Source organism: Pseudomonas sp. LA5, assembly GCF_028640825.1.
In the GTDB taxonomy this organism is placed as follows: Bacteria; Pseudomonadota; Gammaproteobacteria; order Pseudomonadales; family Pseudomonadaceae; genus Chryseomonas; species Chryseomonas aestiva.
In genome coordinates this window covers 67,134-89,466 of record NZ_JAQYZY010000018.1, presented here as the reverse complement: position 1 = coordinate 89,466, position 22,333 = coordinate 67,134, and the positions used below count along the sequence as shown (strand labels likewise).

Below are 22,333 nucleotides of genomic sequence, written 5' to 3'. Positions count from 1 at the left end.
TGTTTAAGCTGTCCGTCAGACCGCGGCGGCGCCGCCGACGATTTCCGAAATTTCTTGGGTGATCGCAGCCTGGCGAGCCTTGTTGTAGACCAGCTGCAGGTCCTTGATGAGATCGCCGGCGTTGTCGGTGGCGTTCTTCATCGCGATCATCCGCGCGGCCTGTTCACTGGCAGCGTTCTCGACCACGGCCTGGTACACCTGGGATTCCACGTAGCGCACCAGCAGACCGTCGAGCAGGGTCTTGGCGTCGGGCTCGTAGAGGTAGTCCCAGTGCTTGCCCTGCAGCTCACCGCCCTCGCCCGGCACCAGCGGCACCAGCTGCTGGATGGTCGGCTTCTGGGTCATGGTGTTGACGAAGACGTTGGACACCACGTACAGACGGTCGATACGGCCGTCCAGGTAGGCATCCAGCATCACCTTGATGCTGCCGATCAGATCGCCGATCGCCGGGGCTTCGCCAAGGTGGCTGATGGCCGCGACCACGTTCCCGCCGAAGCTGCGGAAGAAGGAGGCACCCTTGGCCCCGATCACCGCCAGATCGATTTCCACACCCTTGCCGCGCTGGTCGCTCATGTCGCGAACCAGAGCCTTGAACAGGTTGGTGTTCAGACCACCGGCCAGACCCCGATCGGAGCTGACCACGATGTAGCCGACGCGCTTGACCTCGCGTTCCACCATGAAGGCATGGCGATACTCGGGGTTGGCGTTGGCCAGGTGGCCGATCACAGCGCGGATGCGCTCGGCATAAGGCTTGCTGGCAGCCATGCGGGCCTGAGCCTTACGCATCTTGCTGACCGCAACCTTTTCCATGGCGCTGGTGATCTTCTGTGTGCTTTTGATGCTCGCGATCTTGCCGCGAATCTCTTTTGCGCCTGCCATGTGACACCTATCGGGTTGGCAAACGGGGGCTGGCGCCCCCGTCGCGGCTTACCAGGTTTGCGTGGCCTTGAACTTCTCGATTCCCGCCTTGATGCCGGCGTCGATCTCGTCGTTGAAGTCGCCCTTCACGTTGATCTTGGCCATCAGGTCGGCGTGATCGCGGTTGAAGTAGGCGATCAGGGCCTGCTCGAAGCTACCGATCTTGTCCAGGGACACATCGCTCAGGAAACCACGCTCGGCGGCGTACAGGCTCAGGGACATCTCGGCGATGGACATGGGCGCGTACTGCTTCTGCTTCATCAGCTCGGTGACGCGCTGACCATGCTCGAGCTGCTTGCGGGTGGCTTCGTCCAGGTCCGAGGCGAACTGGGCGAAGGCCGCCAGTTCACGGTACTGGGCCAGCGCGGTACGGATACCGCCGGACAGCTTCTTGATGATCTTGGTCTGGGCCGCACCACCCACACGGGATACCGAGACACCGGCGTTGACCGCCGGGCGGATGCCCGAGTTGAACAGGCTGGCTTCCAGGAAGATCTGGCCGTCGGTGATGGAGATCACGTTGGTCGGAACGAAGGCGGACACGTCGCCGGCCTGGGTCTCGATGATCGGCAGTGCGGTCAGCGAGCCGGTCTTGCCGGTCACGGCGCCGTTGGTGAACTTCTCGACGTAGTCGGCGGAGACGCGGGAAGCGCGCTCGAGCAGACGGCTGTGGAGATAGAACACGTCGCCGGGATAGGCTTCACGGCCCGGCGGACGACGCAGCAGCAGGGAGATCTGGCGATAGGCCACGGCCTGCTTGGACAGATCGTCATAGACGATCAGGGCGTCTTCACCGCGGTCGCGGAAGTATTCACCCATGGTGCAACCCGAGTAGGGCGCGAGGAACTGCAGGGCAGCCGATTCGGACGCACTGGCCGCCACCACGATGGTGTTGTGCAGAGCGCCGTTCTCTTCCAGCTTGCGCACCACGTTGGCGATGGTCGACTGCTTCTGACCAATGGCGACGTAGACGCAGCGGATGCCGCTGTTCTTCTGGTTGATGATGGCATCGATCGCCATGGCGGTCTTGCCGATCTGACGGTCACCGATGATCAGCTCACGCTGACCGCGGCCTACCGGGATCATGGCATCGACGGCTTTGTAGCCGGTCTGCACCGGCTGGTCGACCGACTGACGCCAGATCACGCCCGGTGCGACCTTCTCGACGGCGTCGGTGGCGCTGGCGTTCAGCGGACCCTTGCCATCGATGGGGTTGCCCAGGGCGTCGACGACGCGGCCCAGCAGTTCCGGACCAACCGGGACTTCCAGGATGCGGCCGGTGCACTTGGCGCTCATGCCTTCGGCCAGACCCAGGTAGCTACCCAGGACCACGGCGCCGACGGAGTCCTGCTCCAGGTTCAGCGCCATGCCGTAGATGCCGCCGGGGAATTCGATCATTTCGCCGTACATGACGTCGGCCAGACCGAAGATCCGCACGATACCGTCAGACACGCTGACGATGGTGCCTTCGTTGCGGGCTTGCGAGGTCACGTCGAGCTTGTCGATGCGACCCTTGATGATTTCACTAATTTCGGAAGGATTGAGTTGCTGCATGCTACTGCCCCTTCAAACTCAAGGTTTCAACGCTTCGGCCAGTTGCGCGAGCTTGCCGCGAACGGAGCCATCGATTACCAAGTCGCCGGCGCGGATAACCACACCACCGATCAGGCTCGCATCCTCGGATGCATTTAGTCGCACTTGTCGACCTAGCCTTGCGCTGAGAGCCTTGGCGAGTTTGTCTTGCTGTTCGTCGCTCAGGGCGAAAGCACTGGTGACTTCCGCCTCGATGGATTTTTCCTGCTCGGCCTTGTACGCCTCGTAGATCTCGGCGATGGCCGGGAACAGGTCGATCCGGTTGTTTTCTGCCACGGTCCGAACGAAGTTCTGGGACTGTGCATCCAGCTGATCGCCACATACATCGATGAGCAATCCGGCCTTGGCGTCCGCAGTCAACTGCGGCTGCTGAAGCAGCTGGCGCACGGTCCCATCTTGGGATACCGCGGCGAGCAGCCCTAGCGCGGCCGACCACTGGGTCAGCTGCTGCTGGGACTGTGCGAACTCGAAAGCCGCCTTGGCATAGGGCCGGGCCAGCGTGTTCAGTTCTGCCATTGGTGGCCTCGCTTAGATTTCCGCTGCCAGTCGGTCGACCAACTGGGCATGAGCATTGGCATCAACGGTCGATCCGAGGATCTTCTCGGCGCCGGCCACGGCCAGCACGCCGACGCGAGCACGCAGAGCGTCCTTCGCGGTGTTGATTTCCTGCTCGATTTCCGCCTGAGCCTGCGCCTTGATCCGGTCGCCTTCGGCACGGGCCTTGGCCTGTGCGTCCTCGACGATCTGAGCGGCACGCTTGTTGGCTTGCTCGATGATCTCGGCTGCTTGACCCTTGGCTTCGTTCACTTTCTGGTTGGCTTGCTGCTGTGCCACTTCCAGATCACGAGCCGCGCGGTTGGCAGCGTCAAGGCCATCGGCAATCTTCTTCTCACGCTCACGCAGCGCCGAGATGATCGGCGGCCACACGTACTTCATGCAGAAGAGCACGAAGATGAAGAAGGCAACGGACTGGCCTATCAGGGTTGCATTAATGTTCACGCCAACACCTCGCTCGTTCGTTGTCCATCAGTCCTGCCTACACCCGTGAGGGTGATCAGCCGGCGATCTGACCAACGAAGGGGTTAGCGAAGGTGAAGAACAGGGCGATACCAACACCGATCATGGTCACGGCGTCGAGCAGACCGGCGACGATGAACATCTTGACTTGCAGCATCGGAACCATTTCCGGCTGACGAGCGGCGCCTTCGAGGAACTTGCCACCCAGCAGACCGAAGCCAATGGCGGTACCCAGAGCGCCCAGGCCAATCAGCAGAGCAACGGCGATCGCGGTCAAACCAACTACAGTTTCCATCTTTCCTCCCGACTTTTTTAGTCGTCTTGGTTAAGGTTGAAGCGAAAAAGTTTTCCCAAGTTACCCGGCGGACAACGTCCTCCGGGACTCACGGCAGAACCGCCTCCGGACGCCGTCAGCAGCGTCCGGGGGCCATTCCTTAGTGACTTTCTTCGTGCGCCATCGACAGGTAGACGATGGTCAGCATCATGAAGATGAAGGCCTGCAGGGTGATGATGAGGATGTGGAACACTGCCCACGCCCACTGCAGCACGATACCCAGGCCACCCAGCGCCAGACCGTTGGCGAACATGATGGCGATGAGGATGAAGATCAGCTCGCCAGCATACATGTTGCCGAACAGTCGCAGTGCCAGCGAGATCGGCTTGGCGATCAGGGTGACGAATTCGAGCAGGAAGTTGATCGGGACCAGGATGATCTGCAGCAGCATGTTCTTGCTGCTGAAGGGATGCAGGGTCAGCTCGCCGAAGAAGCCGCCCAGGCCCTTCATCTTGATGCTGTAGAAGATCAGCAGGGCGAACACCGACAGGGCCATGCCCAGGGTGGCGTTCGGGTCGGTGGTGGGCACCACGCGGAAGTAGGTGTGCTCGCCGAACAGCATGCCGGCCACGGACGGCAGCCAGTCCACCGGCACCAGGTCCATCAGGTTCATCAGGAAGATCCAGACGAAGATGGTCAGGGCCAGGGGCGCGATCAGCGGATTCTTGCCGTGGAAGGTGTCGCGGACGCTGCCGTCGACGAATTCGACCAGCACCTCGACGAAGTTCTGCAGGCCGCCGGGCTGACCACTGGTGGCCTTCTTGGCGACGCTGCGGAACAGCACCAGGAAGATCAGGCCGAGGGCGACCGACCAGCCGAGGGTGTCCACGTGGAAGGCCCAGAAGCCCATTTCCTTAGCTTCAGCGGGGGTGTGGGCGAAGCTCCAGCCGTTCACCGGGTGCATACCATAGGTCAGGTTCTGCAGGTGGTGCTGGATGTAGCCCGAAGCGGAGTCTGCTGCCATGTGTGCCTCGAATGCCTTAAGGTCTAGTCGGTTTTTTCAGTAGCAGGGGCGCGCCGGCATTGACCATCAGCGTCAACAGGTAGACGCCGAACAGTGCAGGAGCCGAAAGCGGTTTTACCCCAGCAAACGTCAGTGCAAAGAGCACTGCCGTGAGAATCAGTTTGCCCGCCTCGCCCGAGTAGAAAGAACGGACGATGTCTTGGGCGGCATGGGCGCCACGATAGCGGAACGCCTTGAACGAAAAATACAGATTGGGCAGCCAGGCAATCAGCCCGCCCAACAATCCGGAATAACCGGCGACCTTACCGACGAAGCAATACAAGACAACGGCGGCACACGACGCGACAGCCAGTTGGACGAGCAGCAGGCGAAAGGCAGGCTGGTGATGGAAAGGCAGGCGTTTGGGCGTGCGGCGGTCCATCGGCTCGAAGTCCTCTGGTGTCGGCTTAATAGTTGTTTTCACTGGCATGCTTTGTGCCGACAAAAAGCGGGCAAAGTATAGGGGCGCGTCCAGAGTGGTTCAAGCCACCCCGGACAGATTGCCGTCCAGGCTCGCAGGCATTTGTGTCAGCGAATGTGCGCCAGTACGCCTTGAAGTTCGTCCAAAGAGGTGTAGCGGATCACCAGTTGACCCTTGCCTTTCTCGCCATGGCGGATCTGCACGTTGGCGCCCAAACGTTCGGCCAGACGCTGCTCCAGCCGACTGATGTCGGGATCGACCACCGCGGCCTTCGCCTCCGGCTCCGCGCCGCTGAGCCACTGGCGCACCAGGGCTTCGGTCTGGCGGACGGTGAGGCCCCGTGCGACAACGTGCCGCGCCCCTTCGGCCTGGCGCGCCTTGGGCAGACCGAGCAGTGCCCGGGCATGGCCCATCTCCAGCTCGCCCCTGGCCAGCATTTCCTTGGCGTCTTCGGCCAGCGCCAGCAGGCGCAGCAGGTTGGTCACGCCCGAGCGCGACTTGCCGACGGCTTCGGCCACCTGGGCCTGGGTCAGCTCGAATTCGTCCTGCAGCCGCTGCAAGGCCATGGCCTCTTCCAGCGGATTGAGATTCTGCCGCTGGATATTTTCGATCAGCGCCAGGGCGATGGCCACCTGATCGGGCACGTCGCGCACCAGCGCCGGGATCCGCTCCAGACCGGCCTGCTGGCTGGCCCGCCAGCGGCGTTCGCCGGCGATGATCTCGTAACGGCCTTCACCGATGGCACGCACCACGATGGGCTGCATCAGCCCCTGGACGCGAATGGAGTTGGCCAGCTCTTCCAGAGCGGTCGGATCCATGTGCCGGCGCGGCTGGTACTTGCCGCGCTGGATGATGTTCAGCGGCAGCGATTGCAGTTCGCTGACCGGGGTGGCGGCAGCCTGCTCCTGCAGGACCTTGACGCTGGCACCGCCGAGCAGGGCGTCGAGACCGCGGCCCAGACCTCGTTTCTTCACAGCCATGGGGATTCCTTAGGCAGTCTTGGCGACGCGAGCCGCCTTGCGCTGACGTTTGACCAGCTCGCTGGCCAGCTCCAGGTAGGCCGCGGCCCCCTTGGAACTCTTGTCGTAGACCAGGGCGGGCATGCCGTAGCTGGGCGCTTCGGCCAGGCGGACGTTGCGCGGAATGATGGTTTCGTAGAGCTCGTCGCCGAAGTGCTGCTTGAGCTGGGCGGCGACGTCGTTGGCCAGGCCGATGCGCGGATCGAACATGGTGCGCAGCAGGCCCTCGATCTTCAGCTGCGGATTCAGCCGCTGGGCGATGTGCTGGATGCTGCCGACCAGATCGGTCAGGCCTTCCAGGGCGAAGTACTCGCACTGCATGGGAATGATCACGCCATCGGCGGCCACCAGGCCGTTGATGGTCAGCATGGACAGCGACGGCGGGCAGTCGATGAGGACGTAGTCGTAGTTGTCCCGCACGGGGGCGAGGGCATCACGTAGCCGGCTCTCGCGCCCGGTCATCTCCAGCAGCTCGACTTCCGCGGCGGTGACGTCGCGGTTCGAGGGCAGCAGCTGGTAGCCGCCGTGCTCGGAGAAGTGCATGGCGTCGAGCAGGCCGCAGGCCCCGGTGAGGACGTCCAGCACCGAATGCTCGAGGGCGTGCTTGTCCACCCCGCTGCCCATGGTGGCGTTACCCTGGGGATCGAGATCGATCAGCAGCACCTTGCGCCGGTTGGTGGCGGCCAGAGAAGCGGCGAGATTGATGCACGTCGTGGTCTTGCCCACCCCGCCCTTCTGGTTGGCTATCGCGTAAACCTTGGCCATGTACCGCCTTACCCCTCTCCGTTCGTGCGGCGCAGTATCAGCAAGTGCCGCTGGCCTTGGCAACCGGGAACCGCGAGGACGTGCGCCGCCGCAACCCGGAAATCCGCTGGTAGCTTGGCCAGCTCGTCGTCGGGGTGCAGTCCCTTCATCGCCAGCCACTGTGTTTGGTTGTCGCCCAGGTGGCGCGTCCAGGTGGCGAAGTCGTCAATGGCGCTGAACGCCCGCGAGACGATGCCGGTGAAGGGCGCGGCAGGCTGGAAGGCCTCGACGCGGGCGTGGACCACCTCGAGATTGGCCAGGCCCAGCTCGATCTTGGCCTGGGTCAGGAAGCGGGTCTTCTTGCCGTTGCTGTCGAGCAGGGTGAAGCGCGACTCGGGAAAGAGGATCGCCAGGGGAATGCCCGGCATGCCGCCGCCACTGCCCACGTCCAGCCACTGCCCGGCGCCCACGTGGGGGACGATGCTGAGGCTGTCCAGCAGGTGCCGCGAGACCATCTCGTTGGGATCGCGCACCGCGGTGAGGTTGTAGGCCTTGTTCCACTTGACCAGCAGGTCCAGGTAGCCCAGCAACCGCTCTTCCACGGCGGCGCTCAGGGCCACGCCGAGGGTCTCGGCGCCCTGGCGCAGTTCGTTGGCTTGGATCGCGCTGGCCATCAGGCGCTGTGCTCCAGGCTGCGACCGGCGCTGCGCTTCTTGAGGTGGATCAGCAGCAGCGAGACCGCCGCTGGCGTGACGCCCGGAATGCGCGAGGCCTGCCCCAGGGTCTCGGGACGGGCCTGGGCCAGCTTGTGCTGGATCTCCTTGGACAGTCCGGAGATGGTGGCGTAGTCGAGCTCCGCCGGCAGCGCCACGGCGTCGCTGGCGCGCAGGCGCTGGATCTCGTCCTGCTGGCGATCGATGTAGCCGGCGTACTTGGTCTTGATCTCGATCTGCTCGGCGACCTGGGCCTCGGCCGGTGTCTGACCTACCGCGGCCAGCAGACCGGCATAGTCGATCTCCGGACGAGTCAGCAGGTTCTGCAGGTTGTATTCGTGATTGAGCGGCGTGCCGAAGCGCTCGGCCACCGCCGTGCCCTCGGGCGTGCCCGGGCGAATCCAGATCGCCTTGAGACGCTGCTCTTCCAGGGCGATGCCCTCGCGCTTGGCTTCGAACAGCGCCCAGCGCTGGTCGTCCACCAGACCCAGCTCGCGCCCCTTTTCGGTCAGGCGCAGGTCGGCGTTGTCTTCGCGCAGGATCAGCCGGTACTCGGCGCGGGAGGTGAACATCCGGTAGGGCTCCTGGGTGCCCAGAGTGATGAGATCGTCGACCAGCACGCCGAGGTAGGCCTCGTCGCGGCGCGGACACCAGGCTTCACGGCCCTGGGCGCGCAGCGCGGCGTTGGCACCGGCGAGCAGACCCTGGGCGCCGGCTTCTTCGTAACCGGTGGTGCCATTGATCTGGCCGGCGAAGAACAGGCCGGCGATGACCTTGGTTTCCAGGCTGTACTTGAGATCCCGCGGATCGAAGAAATCGTATTCGATGGCGTAGCCGGGTCGCAGGATGTGGGCGTTCTCCAGGCCGCGCATGGAGCGCACCACCTCGAGCTGCACATCGAAGGGCAGCGAGGTGGAGATGCCGTTGGGATAGAGCTCGTGGGTGGTCAGACCCTCGGGTTCGAGAAAGACCTGATGGCTGTCCTTGTCGGCGAAGCGATGGATCTTGTCTTCGATGGACGGACAGTAGCGCGGCCCTACCCCTTCGATCACGCCCGAGTACATGGGCGAACGATCCAGGTTGGCGCGGATGATGTCGTGGGTGCGGGCGTTGGTGTGGGTGATCCAGCAGCTGACCTGCGCCGGATGCTGCTCGCGATTGCCGAGAAAGGACATCACCGGCAGCGGGTTATCCCCTGGCTGCTCGGTCATCACCGAGAAGTCCACCGAGCGGCCGTCGATACGTGGCGGCGTGCCGGTCTTCAGGCGGGAGACCCGCAGCGGCAGTTCCCGCAGGCGCTGGGCCAGGGCGATGGCGGGCGGGTCTCCCGCTCGTCCACCGCTGTGATTCTGCATGCCGATGTGGATAAGACCGCCGAGGAAGGTTCCAGCGGTCAGCACCACGTTGTCGCCATGGAATTTCAGGCCCATCTGGGTGATCACGCCGGCCACCCGATCGCCTTCGACGATGAGGTCGTCACAGGCCTGCTGGAATATCCACAGGTTGGGCTGGTTTTCCAGGGTGTAGCGGATAGCCGCCTTGTACAGCACGCGATCGGCCTGGGCGCGAGTGGCGCGGACGGCAGGTCCCTTGCGGCTGTTAAGAATGCGGAACTGGATGCCGGCGAGATCCGTCGCCGCGGCCATGGCGCCGCCCAGGGCATCGATCTCCTTGACCAGATGGCTCTTGCCGATGCCGCCAATGGCGGGATTGCAGCTCATCTGGCCGAGAGTTTCCACATTATGCGTGAGCAGCAGGGTGCGCACACCCATGCGAGCGGCCGCCAGGGCCGCTTCGGTACCGGCATGGCCGCCACCGATCACGATGACGTCGAAACGGGAAGGAAAGTCCACCACGCACCTCGTGCCTGTTGGCAGGAATTCGAAGGAAAGCCGGCAAGTATAAGGCCTAGGCCAGTCTTGCAGAAGGGGCCCTGGCCAAAAAATGACCAGACGCCGTGGTAGACGCTCAATATAAACAATAGAGAAGAAAGTTTTAAAAGGACTGATATAGAGCTTATGTATATGCAGGCCCTTCGCTGTGGATAAGCTTATCCAGCCCTTGGCAGGTCTGGGCTGGGGAAAAACTGAACCCGGTGTACGTCTTGTGCTGTGGATGAACACAAGCTATCAGCATCCTGTGGACCCTTTGCCCGCTTATCCACAGTGGCAATCATGGACAGGTCGTGCACCGATTTATGGGCAGACCTCAGGCGGGGTTATCAACAGGGCTCTGGAAGGGGGAAGTGAGGACAGACAAGGCCTGCATTGCACAGGCCTGCTACAGCGGAGCGGGAGTTACTTGCCGATGCAGAAGCTGGAGAAGATGCGGCCGAGCAGATCGTCGGAGCTGAAGGCACCGGTGATCTCGCCGAGTACCTGCTGAGCCTGGCGCAGATCCTCGGCCAAGAGCTCGCCGGAACCAGCCAGGGTGAGCTGGCGATAGCCGTGGTCCAGGGCGCTGGCCGCCCGCTGCAGGGCATCCAGATGGCGGCGGCGGGCGCTGAAGCCGCCCTCGGTGGTCTGCTCGAAGCCCATGCAGGCCTTGAGATGCTCGCGCAGGGCCTCGACTCCGCCGCCATCGGTGGCGCTGAGGGCGATCTCCACCGGTGCGGTCGACCCCAGCAACCCGGTGGGCTCACCGGTGAGGTCGGCCTTGTTGCGGATCACCGTCAGCTTGTCCAGCGGCGGCCTGGCGCTCAGCAGTTCCGGCCAGAGCGCCTGGGGATCGCGGGCTTCCGGTGCGCTGGCGTCCACCACCAGCAGCACTCGATCGGCTCCGGCGATGGCGTCCAGGGCCCGCTGGACGCCGATCTGTTCCACCCGGTCATCGGTGTCGCGCAGACCGGCCGTATCGACCACGTGCAGCGGCATGCCATCCAGGTGGATATGTTCACGCAGGACATCGCGGGTGGTGCCGGCGATGTCGGTGACGATGGCGGCTTCGCGGCCGGCCAGGGCATTGAGCAGGCTGGACTTGCCGGCATTGGGACGGCCGGCGATCACCACGGTCATGCCGTCACGCAGCAGGGCACCGCGATTGGCTTCGCGACGGACCTCCTGCAATTCGGCCTGGACCCCCTCCAGCAGGCCCTGGACCCGACCGTCGGCGAGGAAGTCGATCTCTTCCTCGGGAAAGTCGATGGCAGCCTCGACGTAGATACGCAGCTGGATGAGTTGCTCGACCAGGCTTTCCACGCGACGGGAGAATTCGCCCTGCAGCGAGCGCAGGGCATTGCGCGCCGCCTGTTCGGTGCTGGCCTCGATGAGGTCGGCGATGGCCTCGGCCTGGGCCAGGTCGAGCTTGTCGTTGAGAAAGGCGCGTTCGCTGAACTCGCCCGGGCGGGCCAGGCGCGCGCCCTCTTTCAGGGTACGGCGCAGGAGCAGGTCGAGGATTACCGGGCCGCCATGGCCCTGGAGTTCCAGCACGTCTTCGCCGGTAAAGGAGTTGGGACCGGGAAAGAACAGCGCGATGCCGGCGTCCAGCACGCTGCCGTCGGCGGCGAGGAAGTTGCCATAGTGGGCATGTCGCGGGGGCAGCTCACGGCCGCAGATCGCCCGCGCCAGGGGGGCGGCGAGGGGCCCGGAGACGCGGACGATACCGACTCCGCCGCGCCCGGTAGCGGTGGCGATGGCGGCGATGCTGTCGGAAGGCAGGGACATGACGATCCTCCAGAAAGCACGACGCCCCAATCAAGGGGCGTCGTGTGGACAGGGTGAGCGGGGTCAGGCCTTCTTGCTGGCCGCCTCGATCTTCCGGGTAATGTACCACTGCTGCAGGATCGACAGGCAGTTGTTGACGATCCAGTACAGCACCAGACCGGCCGGGAACCACAGGAAGAAGAAGGTGAAGATGATCGGCATCATCTTCATGACCTTGGCCTGCATGGGATCCGGCGGTGCCGGGTTGAGCATCTGCTGCACCAGCATGGTGCCGCCCATGATGATCGGCAGGATGAAGAAGGGATCCTTGGCCGACAGGTCGGTGATCCAGAACATCCAGGGCGACTGGCGCATCTCGACGCTTTCCAGCAGCACCCAGTACAGTGCCAGGAACACCGGCATCTGCACCACGATGGGCAGACAGCCACCCAGGGGATTGATCTTCTCCTTGCGGTAGAGCTCCATCATCGCCTGGGACATCTTCTGGCGATCGTCGCCATGCTGTTCCTTCAGCGCCTGCAGTCGCGGGCCGACGGCACGCATGCGGGCCATGGAGCGGTAGCTGGCGGCGGACAGCGGGAAGAACAGCATCTTGATGATGATGGTCAGGACGATGATCGACCAGCCCCAGTTACCCAGGATGCTGTGGATATGCTGCAGCAGCCAGAAGATCGGCTGGGCGATGAACCACAGGAAGCCGTAGTCGACGGTCAGTTCCAGACCGTGGGACAGGGTCTTGAGGTGCTCCTGGATCTTCGGACCGGCATAGAGGGTCAGCGAGGTCTCGCCCTTGCCACCCGCCGGCACGCTGAACTGCGGACCGGTGAAGCCGACGATGTAGTTGCCCTGGGCATCCTTGCGGGTGGTGATCTGGTGCTGCTCATCCTTGTTCGGCACCCAGGCGGTGACGAAGTAGTGCTGCAGCCAACCGACCCAGCCGCCCTGCACCGCTTCCTGCAGGCGATTCTTGTCCATGTCGCTCATGGACACCTTGCGGTAGGGCTCGGCCGGGGTACCGACCGCGGCGCCCAGGTAGGTGGACACGCCGGTGGCGGTGGTGGCCGAGGGATCGCCGCTCTTGTCACGCTTGAGCTGGGCATAGAGCACGCCGTTCCAGGCGCTGGCGCTCTGGTTGTCGATCAGGTAGCTGACCTGGATCTGGTAGGCGTCCGGGTTGATGCAGGCGATCTTCTTCTGCGCCTTCTCGGCGTCCGAGCAGTCGACCTTCAGGCCCCGGTGGAAGGTGAATCTCTTGATGTAGTCGACGCCATTGGCCTGGTACTTGAGATCCACCACCAGCTGCTGCTGGCCATCGGCGAGCACGTAGCTGGACTGCGCCGAGGTGTACAGCGGACGACCGGCGCTGTTGCCATCGGGACCGTTGGCACCGGTCAGGCCGCTCTGCGCCAGGTAGAGACGCTGGGCGCCGTTGTCGAACAGCATGAAGGGATCGTTGGGATGGTCCTGGCGGCTCGGGTACTGCACCAGGCCGAGCTGGACGATGTCGCCGCCGCGGGGGTCGATGGCCAGATCCAGGACGTCGGTACGCACCTTGATGAGCGCGGTGCTCGGTTGGGCAGCCGCGTTGTCCACCGGGGCAGCTGCCTTGGCATCGGCCGGGACGTCGGTGGGCACGTTGGGGGTATCGCCCGGCAGGACGCTGGTCTGCGTCTTGGCCGTGGGCAGATCGCCTTGGCCGTAGTCCTTGTTCCACTGGAAAACCAGGGTGTAGGACACGATCGCCAAGGCGGCAATGAGTAGCGGGCGCTTGATATCCATGTTTACTCGGCCATCGAAGAGGTCGGGGCTGGGTTCTTTGCGGGAGGAACGGGATCGTATCCGCCTGAGTGCCAGGGATGGCACCGGCACAGTCGCCGTGTGGTCAGCCAGCCACCACGCAGCAGCCCGTGGCACTCGATGGCTTCGAGGGCGTAACCGGAACAGGTCGGATAGAAACGACAGTGACTGGCCATCAAGGGGCTGATGGCATAACGGTAGAAGCGAATCAGCAGCAGGGCCGGTTTACGCATGAGCACCGTCGGGACTGTCAATGGGGTGGGCAATCGTCTTGCTCGCCTGGCGATTGAGACGTTTCCACAGTTGCAGCAGCTGATCGTGCAATTCGGGATTGTCGACCTCGCCGAGTCCCTTGCGGGCGACGAAGACCAGATCGAAGCTGCCGAGGCGGTCCTGATTCAGCCGGAAGGAATCCCGGATGACCCGCTTGATGCGATTGCGCTCGACAGAAAGCTTGACGCTTTTCTTGCCGATGACCAGCCCCAGGCGGGAATGGTCGAGCCCATTGGCATGGGCGAGCAGCAGCAGGTGCTTGCCGGATGCCTTGTGGGTGGGAGAGTCAAAGACCGCCTGGAACTGTTGGGAGCTCAGTAAGCGCCTGTCCCGACCGAAACCCTGACTCACCACCTGACCGGGCAATCAGATCGCCAGACGCTTGCGGCCTTTGGCACGGCGACGGGCGAGAACCTGACGGCCGTTCTTGGTTGCCATACGAGCACGGAAACCGTGGACACGGGCGCGCTTCAGGGTGCTGGGTTGGAAGGTGCGTTTCATGGACTTTTACCTAGGTGAAAGCGGCAAGGCATGAGTGCCCCGCGCAAAGAGACCGGCGATTCTAGAGAAAGCCTCGGTACAGGTCAATTTCCAACCAGCACCGGCTGGCAGACGAGCGCGTAAATAAAATCAACAGGTCAGAAGGTTTTAAAAGACTGTTGAAGTGAATATGTATGGTGCAGCGGTTTTCTGTGGATAGAACGTGGCAGCCCGGGTCCAGCCTGGTCGGAGCGGCAGCGGAAAGTCTGTTTTCAACAGGTGTGCCGAAGGTGGTCAGGCTGTCCAGGAGCTGTGGATAAGCAGAGCTGTTACGCACAGCCGGATTATCCACAGAGAAAAACCCCGGGATGTCCAGAGAGGTCAGACGGCCTTATCCACAGTGCTGACGGTCATATGCCCGGTCCTGACGGTTGAGGCGGCTATCTGCCGGGAAACTGCGCAGTCATGTGGATAACCCAGGTGGGGAGGGATACAATGGGCGTTTGCTCATGGCCCGTCCGGGCCGCTCCAGTTCTTGGGAGACGCTGTGTCGGTCGAACTCTGGCAACGTTGCGTGGATGTGCTGCGCGACGAGCTGCCTTCGCAACAATTCAATACCTGGATCCGGCCACTGCAGGTGGAAGCGGAAGGGGATGAGCTGCGGGTGTTCGCGCCCAACCGCTTCGTGCTCGACTGGGTCAACGAGAAATACCTGGGTCGCCTGCTCGAATTGCTCGAGGAGCATGCCGACGACGGTATCGCCCCGGTGCTGTCCTTGCTGATCGGCAGCAAGCGCAGCAACAAGCCGCGCGCTGTCCAGACGCCGAGCAGCCAGAGCACTCCGTTGCCACCACCGGTGCAGGCCCCGCAACCGATCCAGTCGGACATCGTCACCGCGGGCGTTGCCCTGGAAGACGTGACGGCGGAATTGGCCGACGAGCCGGTCGTCAAGACCGAACGTACCGTGCAGGTGGAGGGTGCGCTCAAGCACACCAGCTATCTGAACCGTACCTTCACCTTCGAGAACTTCGTCGAGGGCAAGTCCAACCAGCTGGCGCGCGCGGCGGCCTGGCAGGTGGCGGACAATCCCAAGCACGGGTACAACCCGCTCTTCCTCTATGGCGGCGTGGGTCTGGGCAAGACCCACCTGATGCACGCGGTGGGCAACCACCTGCTCAAGCGCAATCCGAACGCCAAGATCGTCTATCTGCATTCGGAGCGCTTCGTCGCCGACATGGTCAAGGCGCTGCAGCTCAACGCCATCAACGAATTCAAGCGTTTCTACCGCTCGGTGGATGCGCTGCTGATCGATGACATCCAGTTCTTCGCCCGCAAGGAGCGTTCGCAGGAAGAGTTTTTCCACACCTTCAATGCCCTGCTCGAAGGTGGACAACAGGTGATCCTCACCAGCGACCGCTATCCCAAGGAGATCGATGGCCTGGAAGAGCGGCTCAAGTCGCGCTTCGGCTGGGGGCTCACCGTAGCCGTGGAGCCGCCGGAGCTGGAGACGCGGGTCGCGATCCTGATGAAGAAGGCCGACCAGGCCAAGGTCGACCTGCCCCACGACGCCGCCTTCTTCATTGCCCAGCGCATCCGTTCCAACGTGCGGGAACTGGAAGGCGCGCTCAAGCGGGTGATCGCCCATGCCCACTTCATGGGCCGCGACATCACCATCGAGCTGATCCGCGAGTCGCTCAAGGATCTGCTGGCGCTGCAGGACAAGCTGGTCAGCATCGACAACATTCAGCGCACCGCGGCCGAGTACTACAAGATCAAGATCGCCGATCTGCTGTCAAAACGCCGCTCGCGCTCGGTCGCCCGGCCGCGGCAGGTCGCCATGGCGCTGTCCAAGGAACTGACCAACCACAGCCTGCCGGAAATCGGCGACGCCTTTGGCGGACGCGATCACACGACGGTGTTGCATGCCTGTCGCAAGATCGCCGAACTTCGGGAATCCGACGCGGATATCCGCGAGGATTACAAGAACCTGCTGCGTACCCTGACCACCTGACGGACGCGGCCCTGGCAAGGACCTGACCATGCATTTCACCATTCAACGCGAAGCCCTGTTGAAACCGCTGCAGCTGGTGGCCGGTGTCGTGGAACGTCGGCAAACGCTGCCGGTGCTGTCCAACGTACTCCTGGTCGTGGAAGGCCAGCGCCTCTCGCTGACCGGTACCGACCTGGAAGTCGAGCTGGTTGGAAGGGTCGATCTGGAAGAAGCCGCCGAAGCCGGCGAGATCACCGTGCCGGCGCGCAAGCTGATGGACATCTGCAAGAGCCTGCAGCCCGATGCGCTGATCGACATCCGTACCGAGGAGCAGAAGCTGCTGATTCGTGCCGGACGCAGTCGCTTCACCCTGTCCACCCTGCCGGCCAACGACTTCCCCACCGTGGAGGAAGGTCCGGGTTCGCTGAAGTTCAGCATTCCCCAGGGCCGCCTGCGCCGTCTGATCGAGCGCACTGGCTTCGCCATGGCCCAGCAGGACGTGCGCTACTACCTTAACGGCATGCTGCTGGAAGCCAGCACCGGCCGGCTGCGCGCCGTGGCCACCGATGGTCACCGCCTGGCCATGTGCATGCTGGAAGCCGACGTCGACCAGGCCGAGAAGCACCAGGTCATCGTGCCGCGCAAGGGCATCCTGGAGTTGTCGCGCCTGCTCACCGAACCGGAAGAGCCGGTCAACGTGGTCCTGGGCCAGCACCATATCCGCGCCACCACCGGCGACTTCACCTTTACCTCCAAGCTGGTGGACGGCAAGTTCCCCGACTACGAGCGCGTGCTGCCGCGGCATGGCGACAAGCTGGTACTGGGCGAGCGCCAGCATCTGCGCGAAGCCTTCAGCCGCACCGCCATTCTCTCCAACGAGAAGTACCGTGGTATCCGCCTGCAGCTGGAAAACGGCTTCATGAAGATCCAGGCCAACAACCCGGAGCAGGAAGAGGCCGAGGAAGAACTGCAGGTCGACTACGACGGCGGCAGCCTGGAGATCGGTTTCAACGTCAGCTACCTGCTCGACGTGCTCGGCGTGATGACCACCGATCAGGTGCGCATCACCCTGTCCGATTCCAGCAGCAGTGCGCTGTTGCAGGAGGCGGGCAACGACGACTCCTCCTATGTCGTGATGCCGATGCGCCTCTGATCGCCGCTCGATGACGCTGATCCGTTTCAACGCCGACCGCCTGCGCAATCTGCAGGCGGTCGCGCTTCAGCCCTCGCCCCGGGTCAACCTCCTGCATGGCGCCAACGGCAGCGGCAAGACCAGCCTGCTGGAAGCCATCCACCTGCTGGGCCTGGCCCGCTCCTTTCGCAGCACCAAGCTGGCGCCGGTCATCCAGCACGAGCAGGCCAGTTGCACGGTGTTCGGCCAGGTGCGGCTGCCCGGTGGCCAGGATTGCAACCTGGGTATCCAACGCGAGCGCGGCGGTGACTACCAGATCCGCATCAATGGCGAGAATGCCCGTAGCGCGGCGCAACTGGCCGAGGTGCTGCCGCTGCAGCTGATCAATCCCGACGGCTTCCGGCTGCTCGAAGGCAGCCCCAAGATCAGGCGGCAGTTTCTCGACTGGGGCGTGTTCCACGAGGAACAGCGATTTCTACCGCTATGGCAACGCCTGCAAAAGGCGCTCAGGCAGCGAAATCACTGGCTCAGACGTGGTAAAATCGACCCTGCGGCGCAGGCCGCCTGGGATCAGGAACTGGCCCTGGCCAGCGCCGAGATCGATGGCTTTCGCCAGGCCTATATCCAGCGTCTGAAGCCGGAATTCACCGCGGTACTGGCCGAGCTGATCCAGCTCGACGGCCTGACCCTGAGCTACTACCGCGGCTGGGACCGCGAGCGCGATCTGCGCGAGGTGCTGGCGGACAGTCTGCCGCGGGATCTGCAGCTGGGACATACCCAGGCCGGGCCCCAGCGCGCCGACCTGCGCATTCGCATCGGCAACCACAACGCGGCGGACATCCTGTCGCGCGGCCAGCAGAAGCTGGTGGTGTGCGCGTTGCGCATCGCCCAGGGGCGGTTGGTCAACCAGGTCAAGCGGGGCCAGTGCGTCTATCTCATCGACGACCTGCCCTCGGAACTGGACGAGGGACACCGGCTGGCCTTGTGCCGGCTGCTGGAGGCACTGGAGTGCCAAGTCTTCATCACCTGTGTCGAGCGCGAGACGCTACAGGCCGCCTGGCGGCCGGAGACAGAGGTCAGCGTGTTTCACGTGGAACACGGCCATATCAAGCAGACCCACACTAGCGGGAGCCAAGCATGAGCGAGACCAATACCTACGACTCTTCCAGCATCAAGGTGCTGAAGGGACTGGATGCCGTGCGCAAGCGCCCCGGCATGTACATCGGCGACACCGATGACGGCACCGGCCTGCACCACATGGTCTTCGAGGTGGTGGACAACTCCATCGACGAGGCCCTGGCCGGCTTCTGCAGCGAGATCAGCATCACCATCCACATGGATGAATCCATCACCGTGCGCGACAACGGCCGCGGCATCCCGGTGGACATCCACAAGGAAGAAGGCGTCTCGGCGGCCGAAGTCATCATGACCGTGCTGCACGCCGGCGGTAAGTTCGACGACAACACCTACAAGGTGTCCGGCGGCCTGCACGGCGTGGGCGTCTCGGTGGTGAACGCCCTCTCCGAGGAGCTGCGCCTGACCATCCGCCGCGCCGGTCAGCTGTGGGAGCAGGTCTATGTGCACGGCGTACCCCAGGCGCCGCTGGCAGTGATCGGCGAGACCGACACCACCGGTACCCAGGTGCATTTCAAGCCGTCCGCCGAGACCTTCAACAACATCCAGTTCAGCTGGGACATCCTGGCCAAGCGGATTCGCGAACTGTCCTTCCTCAACTCCGGCGTCGGCATCGTCCTGCGTGACGAGCGCAGCGGCAAGGAAGAGCTGTTCAAGTACGAGGGCGGCCTGCGCGCCTTCGTCGACTACCTGAACACCAACAAGACCGCGGTGAACGAGGTATTCCACTTCCAGGTGCAGCGCGAAGACGATGGCGTCGGCGTGGAAGTGGCACTGCAGTGGAACGACAGCTTCAACGAGAACATCCTCTGCTTCACCAACAACATTCCCCAGCGCGATGGCGGCACCCACCTGGCGGGCTTTCGCTCGGCGCTGACACGCAACCTGAACAGCTACATCGAGGCCGAGGGCCTGGCCAAGAAGTTCAAGGTGGCCACCACCGGTGACGACGCCCGTGAAGGCCTGACCGCCATCATCTCGGTCAAGGTGCCGGATCCCAAGTTCTCCTCCCAGACCAAGGACAAGCTGGTCTCCTCCGAGGTGAAGACCGCGGTGGAACAGGAGATGGGCAAGCACTTCTCCGACTTCCTGCTGGAGAACCCCAACGAAGCCAAGGCGGTGGTCGGCAAGATGATCGACGCGGCCCGGGCCCGGGAAGCGGCGCGCAAGGCGCGCGAGATGACCCGCCGCAAGGGCGCCCTGGACATCGCCGGCCTGCCGGGCAAGCTGGCGGACTGCCAGGAGAAGGATCCGGCGCTGTCCGAACTCTACATCGTGGAGGGTGACTCCGCCGGTGGTTCGGCCAAGCAGGGCCGCAACCGGCGCACCCAGGCGATCCTGCCGCTCAAGGGCAAGATCCTCAACGTGGAGAAGGCGCGCTTCGACAAGATGCTCTCCTCCCAGGAGGTGGGCACCCTGATCACCGCGCTGGGCTGCGGCATCGGCCGCGAAGAATTCAACATCGACAAGCTGCGCTACCACAACATCATCATCATGACCGATGCCGATGTGGACGGTTCGCACATCCGTACCCTGCTGCTGACCTTCTTCTTCCGCCAGATGCCGCTGCTGATCGAGCGGGGCTACATCTACATCGCCCAGCCGCCGCTGTACAAGGTGAAGCGTGGCAAGCAGGAGCAGTACATCAAGGACGACGAGGCGATGGAGGAATACCTGACCCAGACCGCCCTGGAAGAGGCCAGCCTGCACGTCAACGAGAACGCCCCGGGCCTGTCCGGCGTGGAACTCGAAAAGCTGGTGAACAGCTATCGCCAGGTGATGAAGACCTTCAAGCGCCTGTCGCGGCTGTATCCGGCCGCCGTCAGCGAACACCTGCTGTACCTGCCGCGGGTCGGTGTCGATCAGCTGGCTGATGAAGCGGCGATGCGTCAGTGGCTGGAAGGCCTTAGCGCGCGCCTGCAGACCTCCGAACGCTCTGGCACTACCTACCGCGTCAGCTTGCGCGAGGACCGCGAGCGAGGCCTATGGCTACCAGAGGTGGAAACCCGCGCCCATGGCCTGTCCAGCTACGTCACCTTCAACCGGGATTTCTTCGGTAGCAACGATTACCGCCTGGTGACCGAGCTGGCCGCCCAGCTGGACAACCTGCTGGAAGAAGGCGCCTATGCCAAGCGCGGTGAACGCCGTCGCCCGGTCAGCACCTTCAAGGAAGCCTGGGAATGGCTGATGAACGAGACCAGCAAGAGATTCAACATCCAGCGCTACAAGGGCCTGGGTGAGATGAATCCGGATCAGCTGTGGGAAACCACCATGGACCCGAACGTGCGCCGCATGCTGCAGGTAACCATCGAGGATGCCGTAGCGGCCGATCAGATCTTCAATACCCTGATGGGCGATCACGTGGAGCCGCGTCGCGACTTCATCGAGAGCAACGCCCTGGCGGTATCGAACCTCGACGTCTGATCGACTGCGGTTATGCACAAGCCCCGCCATGCGGGGCTTTTTTGTGGAAAACATTCTGGCTAGAGAGTCGCGCCGTTTCGTTCCACGACAACGAACGCCGTTCATCTTATAGCCGAAGGTTTTGTGGATAGTTTTCCTCAGCCGCTTTTGATCAACGCCGAAAATATCCGTAAAGGGGCCGTGCCATGCGGCATAGAGACACAGGATATAAAGGACGTTCCTGTGGATAAGCCTGGGAATAAGCTTGTCGGTACTTGTGGATGACGGTCAATCCGCGCTAGCAGCCCAAAATTCGGATGCGCGAAAAGCTTGGCACAGCCTGTGGATAAGTCTGTGGGAAAAGGGAGGAAAAGAGGTGGAAAGAGCCAGGCCTTGCGGCCTGGCGCTCAGGCTACGCAGCGCTCGGCCGGGTCGGCATCGGGCTTGGGCGCCAGGGCCTGCTCGATGAAGGCAAAGCAGCGATTATTGAGATCGACGATGGCGCGGGGATCCTGGCCCTGGGGATGGAGCAGCGGGCCGATGCTGACCTTGATGGTCCCCGGCGACTTGATCCAGGAGCGATTGGGCCAGTAGGCGCCGGCATCGTGGGCGATGGGCAGGATGGGCACGTTGAGGCTGCAGGCCAGGGCGGCGCCACCGCGGGAGAACTTGCCCATCTGACCGTAATCGATGCGGGTGCCCTGGGGAAAGATCAGTACCCAGCAGCCCTGGGCAAGATAACGGCCGCCCTGCTCGGTCAGTTGCTGCAGGGCCAGTTTGCCGTTGTCACGGTCGATGGCGATGGGCTTGAGCAGCGAGAAGGCCCAGCCAAAGAAGGGAATCCTGAGCAATTCGCGCTTGATCACCTGGGAGGTGGGCTCGAACTGGGCGGACAGGAAGAAGGTTTCCCAGGTGCTCTGGTGGTTGGCCACGATCACGCAGGGCTGCGCCGGGACGTTTTCCAGGCCGTCGATCTCGTAGCGGATGCCGCAGATGACCTTGGCCAGCCAGACGGCGAAACCGGTCCAGGCCTTGACCACCAGCCGATAGCGGGCGCGATAGGCCAGGAAGGGCGCGATCAGCAGGCTGACGCAGGACCAGAGGATGCCGCTGGTCCCCAGCAGCACATAGAACAACAGGGTACGCAAGAGCCGCATCAGGGCGCTTCCTCGAGCAGATGATCAGCCACCGCCGCCAGGTCGGCGAAGACCCGGATACCGGGTGGCAAAGGCTTGGCCAGGGTGCGCTCGCCCTTGCCGGTACGCACCAGGTAGGGCGTGCAGCCAAGGGCCGCGCCGGCTTCCAGATCGCGCAGGCTGTCGCCCACCACCGGGACGCCGCCCAGGTCGACACGCCCATAGTGGTGGGCGATGGCGCGAAATAGGCCGGGCAGCGGCTTGCGGCAGTCGCAGCCGGCTTCCGGGCCATGGGGGCAGTGGAGGATCAGGTCGACCCGACCGCCCTCCTCCGCCAGCAGCCGCTGCAGTTTCTCGTGCATGGCCGCGAGGTCGTCTTCCGTGAAGTAACCGCGCGCCAGGCCGGACTGGTTAGTGGCCACGGCCACCTGCCAACCGGCCCGGTTCAGCCGGGCGATGGCAGCCAGGCTACCGGGCAGCGGTTGCCACTGCGCGGCGCTGCGTACGTAGTCATCGGAATCGACATTGATGACGCCGTCGCGGTCCAGCACGATCAGTTTCATG

22 protein-coding genes are annotated in these 22,333 nt (G+C 63.4%); 4 read left to right on the top strand and 18 right to left on the bottom strand.

The window, feature by feature from the left end; all coding sequences use genetic code 11:
* Positions 1 to 15: 15 nt before the first annotated feature.
* The 16 genes from atpG to rpmH form a co-directional block, all read right to left on the bottom strand.
* The gene (gene atpG / locus PVZ72_RS01025) at positions 16 to 879 is read right to left on the bottom strand and encodes a F0F1 ATP synthase subunit gamma (RefSeq protein WP_187980751.1); all 864 of its coding nucleotides are present in this window, start codon (positions 877 to 879) and stop codon (positions 16 to 18) included.
* Positions 880 to 927: 48 nt separating this feature from the next.
* On the bottom strand, positions 928 to 2,472 hold the full coding sequence (gene atpA, locus PVZ72_RS01020; RefSeq protein ID WP_273860983.1) for a F0F1 ATP synthase subunit alpha: 1,545 nt from the start codon (positions 2,470 to 2,472) through the stop codon (positions 928 to 930).
* 18 nt (positions 2,473 to 2,490) lie between these two features.
* Positions 2,491 to 3,027 (bottom strand): F0F1 ATP synthase subunit delta, encoded by a 537-nt coding sequence (locus PVZ72_RS01015; RefSeq protein ID WP_007160121.1) that lies wholly within the window; start codon positions 3,025 to 3,027, stop codon positions 2,491 to 2,493.
* Positions 3,028 to 3,039: 12 nt separating this feature from the next.
* Positions 3,040 to 3,510, bottom strand: a complete 471-nt coding sequence (locus PVZ72_RS01010; protein ID WP_007160122.1) for a F0F1 ATP synthase subunit B — start codon at positions 3,508 to 3,510, stop codon at positions 3,040 to 3,042.
* 55 nt (positions 3,511 to 3,565) lie between these two features.
* Positions 3,566 to 3,823 carry a F0F1 ATP synthase subunit C gene (gene atpE / locus PVZ72_RS01005; protein WP_003097235.1) on the bottom strand — a complete coding sequence of 86 codons (258 nt, stop codon included), beginning with the start codon at positions 3,821 to 3,823 and terminating at the stop codon, positions 3,566 to 3,568.
* A 139-nt stretch (positions 3,824 to 3,962) separates the two neighbouring features.
* Positions 3,963 to 4,826, bottom strand: coding sequence for a F0F1 ATP synthase subunit A (gene atpB, locus PVZ72_RS01000; protein ID WP_133860216.1), 864 nt, complete (start codon positions 4,824 to 4,826; stop codon positions 3,963 to 3,965).
* 16 nt (positions 4,827 to 4,842) lie between these two features.
* The gene (locus PVZ72_RS00995) at positions 4,843 to 5,247 is read right to left on the bottom strand and encodes a F0F1 ATP synthase subunit I (protein ID WP_133860217.1); all 405 of its coding nucleotides are present in this window, start codon (positions 5,245 to 5,247) and stop codon (positions 4,843 to 4,845) included.
* Between the two features lie 146 nt (positions 5,248 to 5,393).
* A complete protein-coding gene (locus PVZ72_RS00990) occupies positions 5,394 to 6,266 on the bottom strand; it encodes a ParB/RepB/Spo0J family partition protein (RefSeq protein ID WP_273860982.1) in 873 nt (290 codons plus the stop codon).
* Between the two features lie 9 nt (positions 6,267 to 6,275).
* Positions 6,276 to 7,070, bottom strand: coding sequence for a ParA family protein (locus PVZ72_RS00985; protein ID WP_133860219.1), 795 nt, complete (start codon positions 7,068 to 7,070; stop codon positions 6,276 to 6,278).
* Positions 7,071 to 7,078: 8 nt separating this feature from the next.
* Positions 7,079 to 7,723, bottom strand: a complete 645-nt coding sequence (gene rsmG, locus PVZ72_RS00980) for a 16S rRNA (guanine(527)-N(7))-methyltransferase RsmG (RefSeq protein ID WP_187980752.1) — start codon at positions 7,721 to 7,723, stop codon at positions 7,079 to 7,081.
* The gene (gene mnmG / locus PVZ72_RS00975) at positions 7,723 to 9,615 is read right to left on the bottom strand and encodes a tRNA uridine-5-carboxymethylaminomethyl(34) synthesis enzyme MnmG (RefSeq protein ID WP_273860981.1); all 1,893 of its coding nucleotides are present in this window, start codon (positions 9,613 to 9,615) and stop codon (positions 7,723 to 7,725) included. Before mnmG ends, rsmG begins: the two co-directional genes overlap by 1 nt.
* Before the next feature lie 444 nt (positions 9,616 to 10,059).
* Positions 10,060 to 11,424, bottom strand: coding sequence for a tRNA uridine-5-carboxymethylaminomethyl(34) synthesis GTPase MnmE (gene mnmE / locus PVZ72_RS00970; protein ID WP_273860980.1), 1,365 nt, complete (start codon positions 11,422 to 11,424; stop codon positions 10,060 to 10,062).
* 63 nt (positions 11,425 to 11,487) lie between these two features.
* A complete protein-coding gene (yidC, locus tag PVZ72_RS00965) occupies positions 11,488 to 13,203 on the bottom strand; it encodes a membrane protein insertase YidC (RefSeq protein WP_273860979.1) in 1,716 nt (571 codons plus the stop codon).
* Positions 13,204 to 13,205: 2 nt separating this feature from the next.
* Positions 13,206 to 13,454 (bottom strand): membrane protein insertion efficiency factor YidD, encoded by a 249-nt coding sequence (yidD, locus tag PVZ72_RS00960; RefSeq protein ID WP_133860224.1) that lies wholly within the window; start codon positions 13,452 to 13,454, stop codon positions 13,206 to 13,208.
* Positions 13,447 to 13,848 (bottom strand): ribonuclease P protein component, encoded by a 402-nt coding sequence (gene rnpA, locus PVZ72_RS00955; RefSeq protein ID WP_133860591.1) that lies wholly within the window; start codon positions 13,846 to 13,848, stop codon positions 13,447 to 13,449. Before rnpA ends, yidD begins: the two co-directional genes overlap by 8 nt.
* 12 nt (positions 13,849 to 13,860) lie before the next feature.
* The gene (gene rpmH / locus PVZ72_RS00950) at positions 13,861 to 13,995 is read right to left on the bottom strand and encodes a 50S ribosomal protein L34 (protein WP_017641476.1); all 135 of its coding nucleotides are present in this window, start codon (positions 13,993 to 13,995) and stop codon (positions 13,861 to 13,863) included.
* Positions 13,996 to 14,521: 526 nt separating this feature from the next.
* Here rpmH and dnaA point away from each other — a divergent pair.
* Genes dnaA through gyrB form a run of 4 tightly spaced genes read left to right on the top strand, consistent with a single transcriptional unit; the run spans position 14,522 to position 20,654 of the window.
* Positions 14,522 to 15,985 (top strand): chromosomal replication initiator protein DnaA, encoded by a 1,464-nt coding sequence (dnaA, locus tag PVZ72_RS00945; protein WP_133860225.1) that lies wholly within the window; start codon positions 14,522 to 14,524, stop codon positions 15,983 to 15,985.
* Between the two features lie 28 nt (positions 15,986 to 16,013).
* Positions 16,014 to 17,117: a DNA polymerase III subunit beta gene (gene dnaN / locus PVZ72_RS00940; protein WP_007160136.1), complete on the top strand. Its 1,104-nt coding sequence runs from the start codon at positions 16,014 to 16,016 to the stop codon at positions 17,115 to 17,117.
* 10 nt (positions 17,118 to 17,127) lie between these two features.
* Positions 17,128 to 18,237, top strand: coding sequence for a DNA replication/repair protein RecF (gene recF / locus PVZ72_RS00935; RefSeq protein WP_007160137.1), 1,110 nt, complete (start codon positions 17,128 to 17,130; stop codon positions 18,235 to 18,237).
* Positions 18,234 to 20,654: a DNA topoisomerase (ATP-hydrolyzing) subunit B gene (gyrB, locus tag PVZ72_RS00930; protein WP_133860228.1), complete on the top strand. Its 2,421-nt coding sequence runs from the start codon at positions 18,234 to 18,236 to the stop codon at positions 20,652 to 20,654. The genes recF and gyrB overlap by 4 nt, the downstream gene beginning before the upstream one ends.
* 386 nt (positions 20,655 to 21,040) lie before the next feature.
* Here gyrB and PVZ72_RS00925 read toward each other — a convergent pair whose 3' ends face one another.
* Positions 21,041 to 21,790 (bottom strand): lysophospholipid acyltransferase family protein, encoded by a 750-nt coding sequence (locus tag PVZ72_RS00925; RefSeq protein WP_187980756.1) that lies wholly within the window; start codon positions 21,788 to 21,790, stop codon positions 21,041 to 21,043.
* On the bottom strand, positions 21,790 to 22,332 hold the full coding sequence (gene gmhB, locus PVZ72_RS00920) for a D-glycero-beta-D-manno-heptose 1,7-bisphosphate 7-phosphatase (protein ID WP_273860978.1): 543 nt from the start codon (positions 22,330 to 22,332) through the stop codon (positions 21,790 to 21,792). The genes PVZ72_RS00925 and gmhB overlap by 1 nt, the downstream gene beginning before the upstream one ends.
* Position 22,333 lies beyond the last annotated feature (1 nt).